The sequence below is a fragment of the Dysgonomonas sp. PF1-14 genome (genome assembly GCF_029892965.1).
In the GTDB taxonomy this organism is placed as follows: Bacteria; Bacteroidota; Bacteroidia; order Bacteroidales; family Dysgonomonadaceae; genus Dysgonomonas.
Genome location: NZ_JARXWN010000017.1, coordinates 12857 through 33317, shown reverse-complemented (window position 1 = coordinate 33317; position 20461 = coordinate 12857). Strand labels below are relative to the sequence as shown.

Sequence of the window (20461 nt, the reverse complement as noted above, 5' to 3'; positions counted from 1 at the left end):
TAGATTTATTCTTATTTCTCTTCTACTGTCATAATTGCCGGACTTATGCCGCCGGAAGTATCGATTGTAAATACATATGTTTTACCAGCAGTCAGTGTAACCCCGCCTTTCAATGTGATGTTGCCATCTGATGAACCTGCCTGGAACCATGGGTTATTAGTCTGAAGTTTACCTCCTCCGAATTCTCCACCCCATCCGTCTTGGTGGAAGAATTTGAAGTTTACTGAACTTGCATTTATACTGGTTCCTGCAACAAATGATATTTGGAACTTCTTTTCACCAATAGGAGACATACAAATTCCTTTATTCGGATTCCAGCCCGGTTCATTGTTCATTACAGGTTTTCCAGCTCCGACTCCTAGTATCCATATAGCTCCGGTACCATCACTATTAAGTGTAGCTTGATCTAAAGCATCCATGTTGTCACCTTTCATTACGTTAACTTTCAGATACTTGTGTTGTAAATTTGCTATTATGCGATATTTACCGTCTATAGCAAGGAATTTAAGCGTATTTTTATCTGGACTCAATTCGAAGAAATCAGGATCAATCCAGAAATTCTGGTATTCATAGTCATCCATATCTTTTATATCAAGTAAGTCGCCTTGTTTAAGATCCATATCTACTTTTAGATTATTATTGTCGACAGTGACAAAAGGTATTCCGTTTATACTCGGGAAATAGAATGGGCCAGCTTCGAAACTGTAGGTATTAAAATGAATACGGAATTCTCCGGCATCTTTACTTAGAAATGGTATGTATCCGGTGCTGGTTGAGGATATGCTCGACCCTCCCCATCCGAATGTGACAACATTCCCTCTATCTCCCATAACCGGAGCTTGAATAATGGAATTAACCTGACGAGGAAAATCGTCTGTAACACTGTAAACATACAATTCTTCCCGTTCCATCCTGTATTCTTTCCCGTCTTCTGTAATTAATGTCAGATACGGATAGTCGGGACGGTTAATAGTCATTTCAGTCTCATGATTTGAGAAGTCGAAATCTCTATTCTTAACAGTAAACTTTACCTGAAACTTGCTGTTATCAGGGATGTTTTTCAAAACGGGAATAAATACCTTATCCTTATAGGAGTCACCTTTCGGGATTAACGTGTATTTATCAGAGATTAATTCACCTTCATAGAAGATTTCTGTTTTGAGCAGATTAAGGTCATCAGCATCAGGAATATCAACAGTGTAGGGTACACTGTCACCATATAACACTGAGCTCAGAATTTCGAATGAACTAATTTCAGGCAATTTTTCCTTATCATTATCACATGAAGTGAGTTTGAAAAGGACTGCAAAAACTAAAATTAAGAATGTGCATTTTTTCATAATAAATTCAGGTCTTTAGAGTTACTATATTTATAAAAACTTATTTAGTCCATCTGTATGAGATAACAGATTTGGCTGGTACCTCATATATGAAATGATTTTCACCGTCATCGATAGTAATTTTTTCATTTCGTTCATTCTTATTCAGTAGAACGATAGCATATGTGTTGTCGGTGTTTTCAAATGCAGAGTAAATAATGCCCTCTGGTAGGGTGTCTTTAGCTTCTATGCGTACCGCGCCGGGTTTCACTACTGCTGCCAAGTGAGATATAATATAATAGTGCGAATTGCGAGTAATGGTGGAATAATCGGTATTGTTTATATCTACTGCCCCGTAGCAGGTTTTGCATCCACCTTCACGGTTAGGTCCCCTGTCTGTATCCAGCATCAGATTCCATACTATTACACCTTTGCACCAATTGTTGACTGTGCCTAGTGCTACATTTTCCATATCTCTGAGCAAGGCTTTAGAGAGGTCTTGTCCGTTGTTCCATGTTCCGATAGAGGTTTCGGTGAACAGAAGTTCCTTCTCTGGATAGGCATTGTGAACGATGTTGAGTTCGTTACGGTTGCCCCCGTAGTCGTGATAGGCGGCTCCGGCAATGTATTGAGAAGCTTCGGCATCCTGATAGATTTTGCTAGGATAGCCCTGCTGTGTGGCTATGTTGTCGTAATTATAGTTATGGTCGAAAGCATAGATTTTTACATCGCCTAATCCGGCTGCTTTCAGTGTAGGACCAAGCTTTTTGATGAAGTCGCGCTGTTCTTCCCATCCCATATATAAAGATGCCGAATTACCTCTGTTAAGCGGTTCGTTCTGAGGTGTGATTGCGGTGATATTTATCCCTTCCTTTTCAAAAGCCTGTATCCATTTTGCAAAATAGATGGCATAGTCCTGATAATACTTCGGATTCAGTTGTCCGCTAGTCCACGAATTGTGAGGTTTGAGTTCAGTCAAGTTATTTACTTTCATCCAACGGGGACATGTCCAAGGTGATCCCAGTATTTTAATTGAAGGATTGATTTTCAGAATATCTTTTAATATTGGTATAACGTAATCTTTTTCTTCACTTTGTAAAGCAAAATTTTCAATACCTTCTATATCACAACAGGTATATTCACTAAGCGAAAAGTCTGAACAACCAATTGAAATGCGGATATAACTATATCCTAAACCATCGATAGGGTCGAAAGTTTCTTTTAAAAATTTATTCCGATCTTCCTTGCTCATTTTCAGTAAATTGAAGCATGTAGAGCCTGTTACGGCTGCTCCAAAGCCATCCATTGTCTGGTATTTAGTATTAGGATTAAGCGTTACTGTAACGGGTGACATACTACTTTTATCGCTGGAACTTATTTTTGTCCGGTAGAGATCCATCGATCGGTTTGTAGTTGTAACAATAATACTAACATCTTTATCCCTTACGGTTTCTCCAGGTTCTTCTTTTTTTATGTCTTTATCGTTAGATGTACTATTATCACTACATCCCCATCCTATGATGGAAATATTGCAGAGAAGTATTAGTAAGAAAATTTTTTTAAATTGATGAACTAGAGGTAATGATTTGTTCTTTTGTTTTATCATATACATTAAGATTTATGGTGTTTTGTGAAATGCAATACATCCGGATATTTTTCAATACAAACATATTCATATCGCAAATGCAAAAATTTGATAAAACAAAAAAAGTGAATTGTTAATATTTTTAATATATTGATATATAGGTGTATGTGTTTGTGGTGAAGGGCGAATAAAGTGGACTAGATATAAATTATTAAAGCTGTTTTTATATGATAAAAATAGCTTTTAATAAAAAATCCCGACAAAATAATATGCGGGATTGTAATAATTGAGAGTAAATATTGCTGTTTTTTTTATTTATGGAATGTACTGATTTTTTTGACGGTCCATTCAAAATCTTCTCGTGATATTTTCGCTTTGTTTTTAATCTTTGCACGATAATTATATATTGTATTGACCGAGTAGCCAAGAAAACTTGCAATTTTAGTACTATCGTCGATGCCGAGTCGCATGAGGGCGTATATGCGAAGTTCGGTATTTAAAACCTCTCCTTTTTTCAATATAATTTTTTCATCGTCTTGAAGTAAAGAGTTGAATTTCTCTACAAAATCAGGAAACAGATGAATAAACATATTGTCGAAATTTGTAAAAAACTCTTTGAGCTCTTCATCCTTTAAATGATTGTTTTTCGTGATCTTAAATAGTTCTTCTATTTCTTTATTCTGAATTTTCTTGTTTACCATTTTCCGGTATTCATCCATTTTCTCTATATACTTCGAGCATTGATCGAGAAAGTAGCCGATATATTCTTCTTTTATATAATTGGCCTCAGTCACCTCAATATTGATATTCTTGAGATTATTATTCATATTGTGCAGCTTCTGATTCAGAGAATTCAGCTCAAGATTGGTTTCTTTCTGACGTTTGGTTATTAATATGCCTTTTCTCATCTGCTTGTACACATAACACACCGATATAATGAGTAATACAGATAAAATGCTGGTGATTATGAGGAAAATACGAAGTTTTTTTCGTTGTTCGTTACTTTTTTCCTGATATGCTTTGTCTATAATAGATTGGATATTAATTATTTCAGAACTTCTGATACGTGTATTGTAATCGTTGATGTTATCTAGTGAGAAACGAACATAGGTATATGCCCTGTTTACATCTCCTTCTTGCATAAGCATATTTGATAGTATCGGAATCGACGCATTATCTTTAATTGCAGATTGGATATCAGATATTGCCGATAAGATAAGATACTTCTTTTCCATATCGATATCATTTTTTCTCCGATATAATAATGAACGCTCGAAAGCAATCAGGGCATAAGCTGGGGAGCCGTTTTTAGTCTGTTTTAAGCGTTTATCGTTTATTTCAAGTGCTTCATCAATTTTATTCTGCTCTCTGTATCGAATTTCCTCTAACCTTAAATAATCTTCGGAGTTAGGGTTGGTAACACTAAAGATAGTATCTGCATACAATGACGCTTTTTGCCAGTATTTCCATCTGTCTCTGTTGTTTTGGGTGTATAATCCTAATCCTGTAAATATATTACGATATGTGGTGTAATAATTGGTTTTTTGATATTCGTCTGTAAAATTTCTATCCGCATTTGCCATTATATCACTAGCTTCCTTATACATTCCCAGATCCGAAAACAAATTGGCTGTGTAGATAGAGATTTCATTGATTTTATGCCTGTCTTTTAGTGAATAAGCAATGTCCAGATTTTGGTTAAGATATTGTATTGCCGAATCGGAAATGTAAGACCTGTACTCTTTATATATTGCTAAATTCAAATTGTAAGTAGTAGAAATTGGTGTGTTAAGTTTAAGCTTCTCTGCTTTTAGTTCTTCTATCCTAAATTCCTTTAGTTCAATATATATGTCGCAGTTTTTGATCTTGTTGTCAAGTTCCCTGTATAAGGAATCGAGTTCATTTTTTGCAGAAAGATTGTTCGCTACAAGGCTTAATAAGATACAGAGAATGACGTAAGATCTCATCATTATTGTCGTTTAGATTTATTTAGTAAGAGAATTCAGGTTAATAAGAGACCAAGCAATCTCCATTTGTGTGTTTATGATAGTTCAAATATAATGATTTTTTGAATAAAAACATATTTATAGATTATTTAAGATTTTATCTGTGTCAAAAAAATGTTGCAAATTCGAAAGAAAATAGTAAAACTAGAGTTTATATTGGCGATTTCTAAAACAACAAACATCTTTTGCTACTTTTAAAAGGAGGCTAAACCTGCGAATAAAAAGAAAAATATATATTTGAAATAATACAGAATAAGATTGCCAATCAAATTTAAACAGTTGCTTAATCTGTTGTTATAAAGCTATTTAGTGTGTCAATATTCGTTTCTTTAAGCCGTCCGCAAGATACTGTAAAGATACCGTAATCATCTATCAGCATACTTTGTTTAGAAACCTTGTTGATAGCAAAAATACGGTCTAGTTCCTTTTGCGAGCGGCGTCTCATCACCCAGTCCTTTTCCTGATGACTGTTCAGTACATAGGCTATCATTTTGAGTTGTGGATGCCATGGCTGTCCGGTATATATAAGAGAGCTGTTTGGTTCGGCAATGGAAACGGCACCCGATATCGCTTTGCTAATTAGTTCATTATCATCGAATAATTCGAATATACCCGAAATGATTATTATATTAGGGCTGAAGTCAAGCTTTTCGTATGTATCAGGGTTGAAGCAATCGTAGTTGGTAAAGCGCATGCCTTGTATTCCTTTGTCGGCAATAACCTTTTCTCCGGCCTCGATATTCGACTTTTTGAAGTCGTTCACAACTATTTCTATTTCGGGGTACTTTTCTTTTATATCAAATAGGTAGTTTCCTGTTCCGCCGGCAATGTCCAGAATTTTAACCGGTCTGCCTTCTTCTTTTAATCTGGCTATCTGCCGTTCTATCTGACTGAGCAGATGTACTTTTCGTATGCGGATACCTCTCCAGCCGATAGCATTCAGATAAAAATAGTCCATCAGCTTGCCGATGCCCAGTTTCCCTTTCGGATTGTTCTTGTAAACATAATCGAGAGATATTCCCGAATCGAAGCCATATTTTAATCCTGTGCTCATGCCATCGCTGAGGAAGCCGAGTTTTCCCAGCGACCATTTCTGAAAAGCAAAATTGATACGTTCTGCTAATGGAATCATTCTCAACGAAAGGGTATGATACTCGTCATTCGTGAATTTGTCCGGTTTTAGCCCTGTATCAGTACTTTGCAGATTGAAGCATTCTTGCATAAAGCGCAATATATGATCATAGACCATAGGACGGTCTTGCTCGAAAAGTACACCATGATAAAAATCTTTCAGTTCGATAAACTCTTTATGTTCAGATTCGAGCCTGATAAAGAACTTCTTCTGAGAACTGTTCTTTACTACATAATCTTTCCCCGATGAAAACACCAAAGTGGGAGTAGTTATAGCAGCAGCATCTTCTACAATCCTTTTACCCGAATCGAGAAAATCGACCAACATACCTCCGTTTATAGATTTAGTGATCAGTGGGTCGCTGTCATATGCCTTTTGCTGCTCTTTATCGTGGGTTAGCACTTTTGATTTCACATAGCTTTTGACCTCCAGTTTTTTGCTTAACTTGCTGCCTAAGGCGACAAACTCTTTTGCGAATGGAACATACAGCTTTATTTCAAAGGCGGGGGCAAGTAGCGCCATCCCTGCAATCTGAGGAGCAAAATCGTGTACCCAAGCGGCGGCAATGACACTGGTTATACTGTTAGCAACAATGAAGATATCTTCTGGATCGATACTGTATTCTTTTTTCAGAAACTTTGTAAACTCGTTCAAGTCCCGCACATAGTCCATAAATATAGGAGAAACCGGTTGCGGAGTGTTGCCATGTCCTCTGAGGTCGTAACTGAACACATTGTAGTTTGCAAATCTTTCGTCAGTGGCAAATTCTTCCATACGTCCCGAATGCTCGTGACCGCGATGGAGAATGATTATTGTTTTTTGAGAAGGGGAGAAGTTCCACTCTCTGTAAAATATATCGGCATTGTCAAAGCTTGTAAATGTGTTTGTTGTCATCTTCTTATTTTTTGATCGTCAAATCTAGTAAATATTGGGGAAATATAGCATACGGATAATTTTTTCTTACCATATCTATTGCCTCCGGTGTATCGATGTTCAATAAATCGCGTATAAATATTGTTGTAATAAAAACACTCCGCGAATATCCCATCAGGCAATGAATATATATCTTTTGATCGCTATCCATATTTGTATATAGTACGGATAAGGTTTTCAGGATTGAATCTATATACTCCTTCTCTGCCACTCCTATATCTAAGATCGGGAATGAGTAATAAGTTGCTTTTTGCCTGATTGCCTTGTTTTCTTCAAGTTCTGCAGACAGGTCTATAACAATGGTTTTGTCATTGATATTAAACTTATCGGCTTGCTTTCGGTTAAGTATCGGTCCCAGAAAGACACGCGGATATATCTCAGTTACAGGATGCTTTTCATTCTTGCAAAAGAATAATCTAAAAGCTTTATATATAGCGGTATATGGCAAGTAAATGACCTTTTTGAGTATATTAATTGTTCCGTCTTCACGTTTCAGGAATCGGTGATTGGACGTGACATAAGCAACCCCAACAAGCAGGAGCGTAATGGAAAGCCATAATAGAATCAACCCATATCCACTGATATACTGATAAATAAGTAAAGCTGTCACAGCAAATAATATACTCGTTATAAGATATATTATACCGATATAATAATTGCGGTCTTTTCTCTCTGGGAAGAGAAGGAGTGTAATGCAAATAAGCAGCAAAGCAGCGATTATGTCGATCAAATGATGCTGATAGACAGTCAATGTAGATATTCCCATCAGCAATAGCCATACAGCAGCTATCGTTTTCCATTTTCCATATAATTCCTTGCGTAGTACTGACCAGAATATACAGGCATAGCTTATGTGTAGCGACGGAGCCTGATTGTAGTTCGTATCCCATGTATTCAGAAATTGAAAGAAAAAACGCAGGATAGGAGAGTCTATTTCTGGTTTTGTGAAGGTAAATTTCAGTGGAAGTATGATAAAGAACAATCCTGATACGATAGTCACAAAGTTTATCCTTTTAGTCAGCAAGAGAAGCTCCTTTTGTCCCGAACACATGAAAAATATAAGGGCGAAAAACAATCCGCTACTCATATAAGGCACGATCATCCACGCCAAAAAGGGAATATTGTTTTCGAAACGAAAAACAAAAGAGCCCACATGTTCCAGATTTGAAGCATACCATCCGCAGAAGTTATATATGATCAGAAACAATATATAACTAAGGCATAGCCCGCCCAGCTTTGCTCTTATCGTTGCCTTTCCGTCTATTTCTTTTGCGACCATTTTGCTTTTTTGTACATTACAAAGCCTATCAGACTTTTGGGTAAACAGGAGAGGAGGCGTATAAGATATTTCATCCTTGAAGGGAAAATGACAATCTCTTTGTTCTTCTCTATACCTTCGATAATCTTAGTTGCAGCATATTCACAGCCGACAACAAACGGCTTCTTCGACAAATCGTGGTCGTTTAGTTCCCTGAGTTTATCAGAGTTCACATATCCGGGCGCTATAACGGTTATGTTTATCCCGAAATCGGATAAAGCCCTGCGATAAGCGTCAGCAATCTGTATCAGTGCTCTCTTCGTTTTTCCATAAATAGTAGCTTTAGGATAATCCAGCAGACCCGATACCGATGCTATAATGGCTATATGTCCCCTTTGTTGCCTGTACATAATATCGCGTGTCACTTCCAGCGCATTTACCGCGCCTGCAATATTTACCCTCAGCATATTTGTACTGTCTTCGTAAGAAAGCTTATTTAGAGAACTGTCGGAATAATTGCCTGCCGAATAGATCATTATATCGAGTACGTCACCTGCAAAGTCTGTAATAGCCTTATTTAATGCGTCTTTATCATACACATCGAGTTGATATAGTTGAAGCAAAGGATAATCCTTATTCAGTTTTACTTTCTGTATATCACGTCCGCAAATGCCGACCCGATGTCCTGCTTCCAGATACTGTATCGCTGTAGCCAGTCCAATTCCCGATGTACCTCCTATAATAAATATTTTCATAAGCCTGTTTGCTCCATTACTTTTCTATACCCGTATTGCCATTGTATTTCCATATCTTCGGCGAACTGTTCGAGTGAATCCGGTAATGACATACTGATTCGGAATTTAGCCCAGTCGATATTTTTCTTACAATAATGTCCGTTAAGAGCCTGTGTAGCATCGCGCGTATCTATCCAATATTGCACATTGCCATTGCTGATTTCTTTCAATCGTTCATTTCCGCTATATCCCAGAACGGCTCTCACCAGAGATTCCTCCATAGTGGAGTAGGGGCTTTTCTTTTCGAAAAAGATGGTTTCTCCCATAGCTGTAGCCAGTTCCATCGGAATAAGATCGATTGCTCCGCCTGCAAAATAATGATCCCGATAATGTACAGGCTGTACATAAAACATATCCGATACGGAAATACGCATGGCCGTAATCATCGGCACATTTGTCATAATCTCTATCGACGGATCGATAGCACCTGATATGTAGTTGTCTGAACGAATTTCAATGTCCTCGCAATTAATCTTTTGTGCAGTTATTTCATCCGTAAAGAGTACTTTCTTGTATAGCTTCCTGTCGTTTCTGACCTTACCCGTTTCAGACGGATCAAATAACATCTTAGATCCGATGATTATCGATGGTATATTTGTTTTAGTTTCCGTAGAGAGGGTTGGTAACAATGTGGTCAAATCTTCCGGCGTATTTACCAGATATTTACTGAAAACATCCTCTATATATGGTGCATTCCCTTTGCTGTACATCTTTTTCAGACAGTACCAACCGATGCGGTACAACATTCTTTCATCGGTCAACTCTGTACCCCGTACAAACTCGTATAACTCTTCTGATTGCAGATAGCTTTTTCGCTCTTCATTTGTGGCGAAGGCATTAATGATGGTTGTGGCTATAGCTCCTCCGCATGCTCCGATAATCAGATCAGGTGACATGCCTGCATCCTGCATAGCTGCAAACATACCGCAATATATGGCAAATCGGGTTCCTCCTCCTGAGAAAACCGCAACTCTGTCATATTCATTGTCTAATGCCTTCATGTCAAAGGGTTAAAAGTCTGTAATCCTGTAAAAGGTAACAAAGGTAACACATTTTGCACTATTTATATTTCTGTTACTTTTCATTCTCGTAGGGGCAGACTCACATGTCTGCCCGCTTTTAGCGTCTCCGGACGAACACATGGGTTCGCCCCTACATTGCCAATTTTAACTAAAACCTTACAAACCTAACAGGTTTATTGGTCTATAGTCTACTAGCTTGCTAGTTTTAAATTTTCTTTCTTCCAGTACACTAGAACTCTATGAACTAGTACACTTTATTTCAAAGAACGCTTTCTCTATAGATAAAACTGCGAAGAGAAAATAAAGGATAGTTTCAATCTCATTTACTGCCTTTCAGCGTTTTACTGATTCTTACACTTGTACTTATAAGTAATAATAAAATGATAACGGCAAAAACCCATACCGAATATGCCGAAATACTTACTGACAAAAAACTCAGAATACCATATAATCCCAACAGGAAAGCCCTGTCGCTTTTACCCATAGGCCCTTCATATCTTCTCTCTCCCGATATCACTTTACCCATGATGCCTGCAAATTCGTTTATAATACTAAATGCGATGAATAGGACAACAAGATATATACTTTCGGGCTGGTACTTTAGCAGAGGAAAGAATACAAACAGATCGGAAACAATATCTCCGACTTCGTTCAGCATCTCTCCTTTGGTGCTGATCTGATTGTATTTGCGCGCCATCATGCCATCCAGTGCATTCAGTGCCATCCGTATCAACAATCCTATAGGCAGAGCCAGAAAGAATAAAGGATTAGTGTCAGCAAACCAGAACAAGACGCCGATGATAAGAGATAATATGCAAGCACTTATTGTTATCTGATTGGCTGTAATATTTCTGTTGTGTAAGAAAGTCAGAATAGGCGTCAGTAGCTTCTGAAACTGAGGTTTTATGTTGTAAATAGAGATCATCTGTAAAGATTTATGTGTGTGAATCGTATTGATTTTGTAACTATAAATCCTGTGTAACCATCCGGCTCACAGGATTTATGAATGCTAAAATAGCTATATTATCTGTAACTCTATCGAATTATTTATCCTGATTTTCCATCAGTTCCGAATCTTTCAATTTTACAGGAGTCGATTTTTTCCGTAGTTTCATATTCAGGAACTCTACAAGAAGAGAGAATGCGATGGCAAAGTATATATATCCCTTTGGAATTTCGCCCACAGTGCTGCCGAATATCGAAATCTGCGATAGGTGAGCCGATTCTACCAGAAGCATTACACCGATCAGTATGAGGAACGATAATCCCAGCATCTGTATAGTAGGGTGTTCGTTCACAAATTTACTTACAGGCCCTGAGAATAGCAGCATTACCAATACAGCAGCTACTACTGCCGTAACCATAATAGTCATAGCTCCTACATAGCCAAATTCGTTGAAGCTTACCAGACCGACAGCCGTAAGCACACTGTCGAACGAGAATACAATGTCTAAAGCCACTATCTGTACAATGACACCAATAAAACTGCTTTTGGATTTCCCTTGCACAGTATCGCTTTCACCTTCAAGCTTGTGGTGTATTTCGGTCACGCTCTTATATAACAAGAAAAGCCCTCCCACACCTATGATGATACTCTGCCCCGAGACAGAGCCGTCGAACCATGCCGTATCGAATGAAAATATTGGCTTGGTTAGCTTCATCAGCCATGAGATACAGAATAATAACAGGATTCTGAACAACATCGCTAATAAAAGACCTACAGTGCGGGCTTTGGGTTGTTCTTTGGCCGGAAGCTTTGAGGACATAATTGATAAAAACACAATATTATCTATCCCCAATACTATTTCGAGAAAGGCCAGAGTGAGCAGAGCTATCCATGCACTTGGCAAAAGAAAAGTTTCCAATATTTCCATATTCGTTTTTTGCGACAAATTTAATAAAGAATTTGTCTCCGATGGAAATTATTTGATCTTTTCTAGGTATTCTTTTATTACGGTATCGCGATCAGTTTTTTCCAATCTCAGTAAGAAACGGATTTTAGCAACTATTTTTCTCACTATCTTTTGCATTTAGTCTTCAGATTACAACAAATATAATTGTTTTGAATAAAACAACCGCACAAATTCAGAAGATATCGTTCGCTTTTTATTGATTTTATATATTAGTTATGGGTGCTTTAACATTAGTGGGAGATTGCATCAATTACACAAATTCTCTGTATCTTTAAGCCTTGAAATTTAACGAATCCAACATACAGCCATAAATGAGCAGCAGAAAAAAAATAATAAACGACCCTGTATTCGGGTTTATAACTGTACCTAATCAATTTCTTTACAACCTCATTCAACACCCGTTCCTGCAACGGTTAAACCGTATTAAGCAACTGGGGCTGGCATCTTTTGTATATCCGGGAGCACAGCATACACGTCTGCATCACTCTATCGGGGCTATGTATCTGATGGATGAAGCAATCAACAATCTTCGGTTTAAAGGACATGAAATCAGTCAGCAAGAGGCCAACGGAGCATTAGCTTGTATTCTGTTGCACGATGTGGGACATGGCCCTTTTTCACATGTATTGGAACATACACTGACAAACGGAATACATCACGAAGAGGTATCTCTGGCACTGATGGAAACTTTAAATAAGGAGTTGGGCGGAGAACTTGATATTTGCATTTCAATCTTTAAGAATGAGTATCCTAAGAAGTTTTTACATCAGTTAGTAAGTGGACAGTTAGATGTGGACAGACTTGACTATCTGCGCCGCGATAGTTTCTTCACCGGAGTTACAGAAGGCAATATCGGTTCGGCTCGTATCATTAAAATGCTCGACTTGCGTAACGACCGTCTTGTAGTTGAGGCAAAAGGTATATATTCGATCGAAAACTTTCTGATGTCGCGCAGGTTGATGTACTGGCAGGTATATCTGCATAAAACTGCGGTGGCAGCCGAAAAGATGCTTATAAAAACGTTGATGCGCGCTAAGGTTCTTACCGATAGGGGAGAACGGTTGTTTGCATCGCCGTCTCTCAGCTATTTTCTGGAAAACAATATAGATAAATCATCTTTTGATGAGCGTACCAATGAAGTATTGAGTCATTTTGTCGATTTGGATGATAATGATATTTGGTGTGCACTTAAAGTCTGGGCAAATAATAAAGATACTGTACTGTCAATATTAAGTTCATACCTTATAAACCGGAAATTGTTTAAAATAGAGGTTACAAATGAGCCCATGTCGGCAGAACGTCAACAAAAACATATAGACAAATGCGTACAGAAACTAGGAATAAGTGAGGAAGAGGCCTCTTACCTTTATTCATGTGATGTGATTTATACTAATATGTACAATGAAGCTGACGACAGTATTGATATATTGTATAACGATGGTTCAATAAAAGATATATCTGAAGCTTCGGATATGCTGAACATACATTTACTCTCCAAAAAAGTAGAGAAACATTATTTCTCTTATCTGAAGTTGTAACAGGTCTTTGAAATCGACAGAAAGATGAATGTAACAAAGGTAGAACAATATATAGTAGCAAACCGATTACTTTCGGGAGGAGAAAAAGTGATAGTCGGTGTAAGTGGCGGAGCCGATTCGGTGGCTTTGCTCGATATTCTGCATAGTTTTGGAATTGAGTGTGTAGTTGCACACTGTAATTTTCATCTTCGGGGTGAAGAGTCGAACAGAGACGCTTTTTTTGTTGAGGAATTGTGCCAGAAATATAATCTGAAATTTGAGCGTATCGATTTCGATACGGAAGCACATGCCGAGATTAACTCGATCTCGATAGAAATGGCTGCCCGCGAATTGCGTTACAGCTGGTTCGAGCAGTTGCGTGTAATACATTTGGCAGACAGGATAGCTGTAGCACATCATCGTGACGATTCTGTAGAGACAATATTACTGAATCTGGTACGAGGAACAGGTATTCGCGGACTTACCGGTATTTCACCGATGAACGGTTATATTATACGTCCATTGCTCTGTGTGGGGCGTGATGAGATACTGGACTACTTGAAAGAACGGAAGATGTCTTATGTAGAAGATGGTACCAATAACGAAGACTTATATACACGTAATAAGATCAGGCTAAATATTATTCCTTTGCTCGAATCTATCAATCCGTCGGCAAAAGAAGCTGTAATACGCACAGCCGGATATTTGTCACAGGTGTATAATATATATCAGTTGTATATAGAGCAGGTGAAGAAAGAAATATTCAAAGACGATAAGATCGATATAAATCTGCTGATAAGGTATGCAGAACCGGAAGCCATATTGTTTGAAATATTATCCCCTTACGGCTTCAATTCGGCCACTGTCAGGCAAATATTTGAATCATTGATAGCCCAGTCCGGTAAAATATTCTATTCGGAAACACACGAATTACTTAAAGACAGGGGATTCTATATCCTTAAAGAGAAGGAATTACTGACGCTGGATAGTTTTACTATTCGCGAAGAAACTGAAGATATACTGCATCCTGTTCATCTGAAAATAGAGAAAGTGCCGGTTGATGGAAGCTTTATAATAGAGAAAAATCCCCATATTCTGTATGTAGACTTAGCTAAGATAAGCTTTCCGCTAACCATACGTAAATGGAAGCAAGGAGACTGGTTTATTCCATTCGGCATGAAAGGAAAGAAAAAGATAAGTGATTATTTTTCCGATAATAAGTTTACCCTGTTTGAGAAAGAAGCCGCATGGCTTCTGTGTTCAGGTGACAGTATTATCTGGCTTGTCGGCGAACGTTCGGATGACAGAGTAAAAATAACAACAGATACAACCGAAGTGCTAAAGATTACTTATACGCCTACTTGATGATTTTGTAAGTAAACTCTTTCACTACTTTACCATTATAAAGCTGTTTTACTGGATATCCGTCCGCATCGTACTGGTATGTGATTTCTACAGTATCCGTTCCGAATCGGGGATCGGTCGACTCAGATTCATTCGGATTGTTTTTTCCGACAAAGTCACCGCACCATTTTACATTATTCATGTGTAGCGCCCAAAACCATGCAGGGAGATTCTCTATATTGGCAAAAACAGATTTGTCTTTGTTGTATTTATGTGTTGTTACAATATCGCTGTCTCCAAAGGCAGAGTGCAGTGTATATTTGGTAATATTGTTACTCTCATCATATTCAAACTCTTCCCAGAGTTTTCCGTCATCAAATGCCGTTTTTGTCAGGCGTTCTTTACTGTCTATGTATATTTTGTTCTGTTCGGTATTCTTACCTTGCAGTTTTCCGCTACTTTTCACATCTTCGGTAATATATCCCGCTGTTCCGTATGTATATTTAGAGTTTAATACTAATTCGCCTTTATCATTATTTATCGTACATTCCGATAGCTGATTCGTTGATTTGTTATATTTCAATGAGAATTCGCGATATGTAACTGTCCCTTTCTCGTCAAAATATATAAGCTGATTCTGTGAATTGTATTTCAATTCGACAACTTCTTTCGTCTTTAAGGAATTAATTGTAGTCAGCAACTTCTTTGTTTGGGCATCAACAGAGATAGTAAGGAATATGGAGCAAAGGGCAAATAGTAATAATCTTTTCATATGTGGACAGTGTAATATGTTAAACAACGTTTTTAAATAGCGAGAGCAGAACTCAATTTATTACATGTTATGACGAGTCACGCAAAACGACTAATGTAATTGAACTATTTCAATAACGGATTGATCATCGTCTTATTATAATTCAGGCAAATATTGTTACAAAAACAGACTTATGCGGGCAATATGATGTTATTGAGTTTCTATCTTTCTAAATTTCTCCCAAAATTACAAAAACCATCTGATAAACAGATGGTTTTTGTATCATATTATTTTCTGAAAAAAGGATTTTTTCGGATAAGCCAAATAATCAGTATAATGATAAATATAGCCCAAACGATTCCTATTTGTATGGCTATAGCTTTAATCATATTCGTTCCATGCCTTTATTTCCAGTTCATCAATGTTCATTTTACAGAAGGCCTGTATAAATGCCGATGCCAGACGCGAGTTAGTCAACAAAGGTATATTGAAGTCGATGGCTGCGCGGCGTATTTTATATCCGTTATCCAACTCACTTGTTGTAAAGTTCTTAGGTATGTTTACAACAAGGTCTATCTTCTTGTTCTGTATCATTTCCAACGCATTCGGTTGTTGGTTGTCGTTCGGCCAGAATACTCTTGTTGCAGGCACTCCATTTTCATCAAGGAATTTTTGAGAACCTCCGGTTGCGTATAGCTCATATCCTTTCTGATGAAGCAGGCGTGCAGCTTCGAGCAATTCTACTTTCGACTTGGCAGGTCCTGTAGAGAACAATACAGTCTTTTTCGGTATGCGGTATCCGACCGAAAGCATAGACTTGAGCATGGCATCGTAGAAATTATCACCGATACAACCTACCTCTCCGGTAGAAGCCATATCCACACCCAGTACTGGGTCTGCTTTTTGCAGGCGCGAGAATGAGAACTGAGATGCTTTGATACCTACATAGTCGAGGTCGAAGTCATTCTTGTTAGGTTTCTCCACATGCTTACCCAACATTACCTGAGTGGCAAGGTCGATGAAGTTTATCTTTAATACCTTAGATACGAATGGGAATGAGCGGGATGCTCGCAGGTTGCATTCGATGACTTTAATTGCATTATCTTTGGCAAGGAACTGCATATTGAACGGTCCCGATATCTGTAACTCCTGAGCAATCTGTTTTGCTACCTTCTTGATGCGTCTTACAGTCTCGATGTATAAGCGTTGTGCCGGAAACTGTATTGTGGCATCACCAGAGTGCACTCCTGCAAACTCTACGTGCTCCGATATGGCGTACATTATTATCTCGCCCTTGTCGGCTACAGCATCTATTTCTATTTCTTTTGCATTCTCTACAAACTCGCTAACTACCACAGGGTGTTTCTTCGAAACTTCGGCAGCCAGTCCTAGAAAGTTTTCCAATTCCTGATCGTTGGAACATACATTCATGGCTGCTCCGGATAGTACATAAGAAGGACGGATAAGCACCGGATAGCCTACTTCGTTGACAAAGCCTTTGATATCGTCCAGCGATGTCAGCTCCTTCCAGCGTGGCTGGTCTACCCCGATGCGGTCGAGCATACTCGAGAACTTGTGACGGTCTTCGGCATTGTCTATATTCTTGGCTGTTGTTCCCAGTATGTTTACATTCGCCTGATCGAGGCGGATAGCAAGGTTATTAGGTATCTGCCCACCTACCGACAGTATTACACCATGCGGATTTTCGAGTTCGATGATATCCATTACACGTTCGTATGTCAATTCATCGAAGTATAGGCGGTCACACATATCGTAGTCGGTAGAAACCGTCTCCGGATTGTAGTTGATCATTACCGAGCGATACCCTTCTTTGCGGATAGATTGCAGCGCATTCACCGAACACCAGTCGAATTCTACTGAAGAGCCGATGCGGTATGCACCCGATCCCAAAACTATAACCGATTTGTGGTCTCCCAGATATTTTACATCATTTTCTTTTCCGTTATATGTGATGTACAGATAGTTGGTTTGCGCAGGATATTCCGCAGCAAGCGTATCTATCTGTTTCACACAAGGTACTATTCCGTTTTCTTTACGAATGCGGCGTACATCGTGCTGTACCGTTTCTATCAGTGATGGTTCTTTACATACTATTTTAGCTATCTGGAAGTCAGAGAATCCCATTTGCTTGGCTGATAACAGCAGGCTTAACGGCAGGGACTGTATGTCGTCGAATTTTTCCAGTTCTTTCGAGCAATCGAATATGTATTGCAGTTTTTGAAGGAACCAGTTGTCTATTTTGGTCAGGTCGTGTATCTGATCTACTGTGTAACCTCTTTTAAAGGCTTCTTCTATGCAGAATATACGTTTGTCGGTCGGGTTTTTCAGTGCTTCATCCAGATTGTCGACTTCTAACGGTTTATTAGCTGCAAATCCGTGCATACCTATATTTATCATACGAAGCCCTTTCTGTATAGCTTCTTCGAAAGTACGTCCGATAGCCATGATCTCACCTACCGATTTCATGCTCGAACCGATCTCTTTAGAAACTCCATGGAATTTACCCAAATCCCAACGAGGTATTTTTACTACGATGTAGTCGAGTGCAGGTTCGAAGAATGCGCAGGTCGATTTGGTTACAGAGTTTTTCAGTTCGAACAATCCGTAGCCCAGACCTAGTTTTGCTGCAACGAAAGCTAGCGGATATCCGGTTGCTTTAGAAGCCAGAGCCGAAGAACGGCTCAAACGGGCGTTGACCTCGATCACGCGATAATCTTCCGATTCGGGGTCGAAGGCAAATTGTACGTTACATTCACCGACTATTCCTATGTGTTTTACAATACGGATCGAGAGTTCGCGAAGTTTATGAAATTCGTTGTTAGTAAGCGTCTGAGATGGTGCTACTACTATACTTTCCCCTGTATGAATACCTAGTGGGTCGAAGTTTTCCATGTTACATACGGTCATACAGTTACCATATTTGTCACGTACTACTTCGTATTCTATTTCCTTCCATCCTTTCAGCGATTTCTCTACCAATAGCTGAGAAGAGTAGGAGAGAGCCTTTTCGGCAAGTATGCGGAGTTCCTGTTCGTTGTCACAGAATCCCGAACCCAGACCGCCGAGTGCATAGGCTGCACGTATAATAATAGGGTAGCCCAGTTCGGCAGCAGCAGCTACTGCGTCCTCTATCGAACCAACTGCATGGCTTTTTATAGTTTTTACGTCTATCTGATCCAGTTTTTTGACGAAAAGTTCGCGGTCTTCGGTATCCATGATCGCCTGTACCGGAGTTCCTAATACACGCAGGTTATATTTTTCGAGGATTCCACTTTCGAAGAGTTGTACACCACAATTTAATGCAGTCTGTCCGCCGAATGCCAGTAGTATTCCGTCCGGTTTCTCTTTTTGGATAACTTTTTCTACAAAGTAAGGTGTGATAGGCAGGAAGTATATTTTATCGGCACTACCTTCCGATGTTTGTACTGTTGCAATATTCGGGTTGATAAGTACGGTTTCGATTCCTTCCTCTTTCAACGCTTTCAGAGCCTGAGAACCGGAGTAGTCAAATTCGCCGGCCTCTCCGATCTTGAGGGCTCCCGAACCAAGAACTAATACTTTTTTTACGTCTATATTTATATCCATTTTTTTTTAGTTACAAGTTACGAGTTACAAGTTAGGTGTCTCTGGTTGTTCACTGATGACTGCTAACTGTTCACTGCTTTAAAGTTGTTCTACAAATAAATCAAACAGAAAACCTGTATCAGTAGGCCCGCTTGATGCTTCCGGATGAAATTGTGCCGAGAAGAAAGGTTTTGTTTTGTGTTTAATACCTTCATTCGTGCCATCATTCAGATTTATGAACAGTGGTTCCCATTCAGCACCCAAAGATGCATTCGCTACGGCAAATCCATGATTCTGTGAAGTGATGAAGCATTTAGGCGAATCTACCATCTTTACAGGCTGATTGTGGCTTCGATGCCCGTATTTCAGCTTATAGATGGTTGCACCACCTGCTTTCGATAATAGCTGATTTCCCATACAGATACCGCAGATAGGTTTATCGCCTTCCATTGCTTTACGTATATTCTTTACAGTCTCTTCACAAAAGTCCGGATTTCCGGGACCATTAGAGATGAATAGTCCATCCCATTCCAGTTGGTTGAAATCATAATCCCACGGTACGCGAATGATTGTAACATTACGTTTCAGCAGGCTTCTTATTATATTGTGCTTCACACCACAGTCTACCAGCAGCACTTTCTTGTCACCGTTGCCGTATGTCAATACTTCTTTGCAACTGGCTTTTGCTACCTGATTTTCAAGATTCGGGTCGTAAAAATCTATTTCGTTAGTATCCTTAAATATTATTTTACCCTTCATCGATCCTTTTTCACGTAGTATTTTAGTCAGTTGGCGTGTATCGATGCCATATATGCCCGGTACATCATGCTCTTTAAGCCAGTCTCCAAGACTTTTCTTCGCATTCCAGTGCGAATATTCATGGGAGTAGTCTGATACGATTAATCCGCTGACCTGTACTTTTTCCGATTCATAAAATTCAGAAATACCGTCGATAAATGTATCATCAGGTACTCCATAGTTGCCTACAAGAGGAAATGTTACGACCAGAATTTGTCCCAAATAAGAAGGATCGGTAAGGCTTTCTGTATAACCAACCATTGCGGTACTGAACACTACTTCACCGGCACTGGCTTTTTCAGAGCCGAAAGATTTTCCTTCAAAAACGGTTCCGTCGTCAAGAATTAGTTGAACTGGTTTGTCTGAATGCATCGTTTGTTTAGAATATTAATGTGATTAATTACAATAAGCAAAGTTAAAAAAAAAGGAACGGGATATTTGATCATATCTGTTCCTTTTAGATTATAATAATAAAAATTGTATCTTTTTCTTTCTCATTTTTCA

Annotated in this window: 14 protein-coding genes; 2 read left to right on the top strand and 12 right to left on the bottom strand. The window is 38.7% G+C overall.

Annotated features, from left to right (window positions below):
- Positions 1-11 precede the first annotated feature (11 nt).
- The 9 genes from M2448_RS16775 to M2448_RS16735 all read right to left on the bottom strand — a co-directional run bounded on the left by M2448_RS16775 (position 12) and on the right by M2448_RS16735 (position 11923).
- Positions 12-1340: a DUF5125 domain-containing protein gene (locus tag M2448_RS16775; RefSeq protein WP_280647298.1), complete on the bottom strand. Its 1329-nt coding sequence runs from the start codon at positions 1338-1340 to the stop codon at positions 12-14.
- Between the two features lie 40 nt (positions 1341-1380).
- Complete coding sequence (locus M2448_RS16770; protein WP_280647297.1) at positions 1381-2925, bottom strand: glycoside hydrolase family 30 protein; 1545 nt, start codon at positions 2923-2925, stop codon at positions 1381-1383.
- Positions 2926-3215: 290 nt separating this feature from the next.
- Positions 3216-4874 (bottom strand): DUF6377 domain-containing protein, encoded by a 1659-nt coding sequence (locus tag M2448_RS16765; protein ID WP_280647296.1) that lies wholly within the window; start codon positions 4872-4874, stop codon positions 3216-3218.
- A 319-nt stretch (positions 4875-5193) separates the two neighbouring features.
- Positions 5194-6936 (bottom strand): bifunctional alpha/beta hydrolase/class I SAM-dependent methyltransferase, encoded by a 1743-nt coding sequence (locus M2448_RS16760; RefSeq protein ID WP_280647295.1) that lies wholly within the window; start codon positions 6934-6936, stop codon positions 5194-5196.
- Positions 6937-6940: 4 nt separating this feature from the next.
- The gene (locus tag M2448_RS16755) at positions 6941-8254 is read right to left on the bottom strand and encodes a dual specificity protein phosphatase family protein (protein WP_280647294.1); all 1314 of its coding nucleotides are present in this window, start codon (positions 8252-8254) and stop codon (positions 6941-6943) included.
- On the bottom strand, positions 8236-8988 hold the full coding sequence (locus M2448_RS16750) for an SDR family NAD(P)-dependent oxidoreductase (RefSeq protein WP_280647293.1): 753 nt from the start codon (positions 8986-8988) through the stop codon (positions 8236-8238). Before M2448_RS16750 ends, M2448_RS16755 begins: the two co-directional genes overlap by 19 nt.
- On the bottom strand, positions 8985-10028 hold the full coding sequence (locus tag M2448_RS16745) for a patatin-like phospholipase family protein (protein WP_280647292.1): 1044 nt from the start codon (positions 10026-10028) through the stop codon (positions 8985-8987). Before M2448_RS16745 ends, M2448_RS16750 begins: the two co-directional genes overlap by 4 nt.
- A gap of 340 nt (positions 10029-10368) precedes the next feature.
- On the bottom strand, positions 10369-10974 hold the full coding sequence (locus M2448_RS16740; protein WP_280647291.1) for a CDP-alcohol phosphatidyltransferase family protein: 606 nt from the start codon (positions 10972-10974) through the stop codon (positions 10369-10371).
- A gap of 118 nt (positions 10975-11092) precedes the next feature.
- Entirely contained in the window at positions 11093-11923 is an 831-nt protein-coding gene (locus M2448_RS16735) for a TerC family protein (RefSeq protein WP_280647290.1), read from the bottom strand.
- Between the two features lie 350 nt (positions 11924-12273).
- Here M2448_RS16735 and M2448_RS16730 point away from each other — a divergent pair, with 350 nt between their 5' ends.
- Positions 12274-13500, top strand: a complete 1227-nt coding sequence (locus M2448_RS16730; RefSeq protein ID WP_280647289.1) for an HD domain-containing protein — start codon at positions 12274-12276, stop codon at positions 13498-13500.
- A gap of 24 nt (positions 13501-13524) precedes the next feature.
- The gene (gene tilS, locus M2448_RS16725; RefSeq protein ID WP_280647288.1) at positions 13525-14844 is read left to right on the top strand and encodes a tRNA lysidine(34) synthetase TilS; all 1320 of its coding nucleotides are present in this window, start codon (positions 13525-13527) and stop codon (positions 14842-14844) included.
- Here tilS and M2448_RS16720 read toward each other — a convergent pair.
- The 3 genes from M2448_RS16720 to carA form a co-directional block, all read right to left on the bottom strand.
- Positions 14837-15595 (bottom strand): hypothetical protein, encoded by a 759-nt coding sequence (locus tag M2448_RS16720; RefSeq protein WP_280647287.1) that lies wholly within the window; start codon positions 15593-15595, stop codon positions 14837-14839. The two genes, tilS and M2448_RS16720, sit on opposite strands and share 8 nt — an antisense overlap.
- A gap of 360 nt (positions 15596-15955) precedes the next feature.
- Positions 15956-19174 carry a carbamoyl-phosphate synthase (glutamine-hydrolyzing) large subunit gene (carB, locus tag M2448_RS16715; RefSeq protein ID WP_280647367.1) on the bottom strand — a complete coding sequence of 1073 codons (3219 nt, stop codon included), beginning with the start codon at positions 19172-19174 and terminating at the stop codon, positions 15956-15958.
- 84 nt (positions 19175-19258) lie between these two features.
- Positions 19259-20329: a glutamine-hydrolyzing carbamoyl-phosphate synthase small subunit gene (gene carA / locus M2448_RS16710; protein ID WP_280647286.1), complete on the bottom strand. Its 1071-nt coding sequence runs from the start codon at positions 20327-20329 to the stop codon at positions 19259-19261.
- Between the last annotated feature and the right edge of the window lie 132 nt (positions 20330-20461).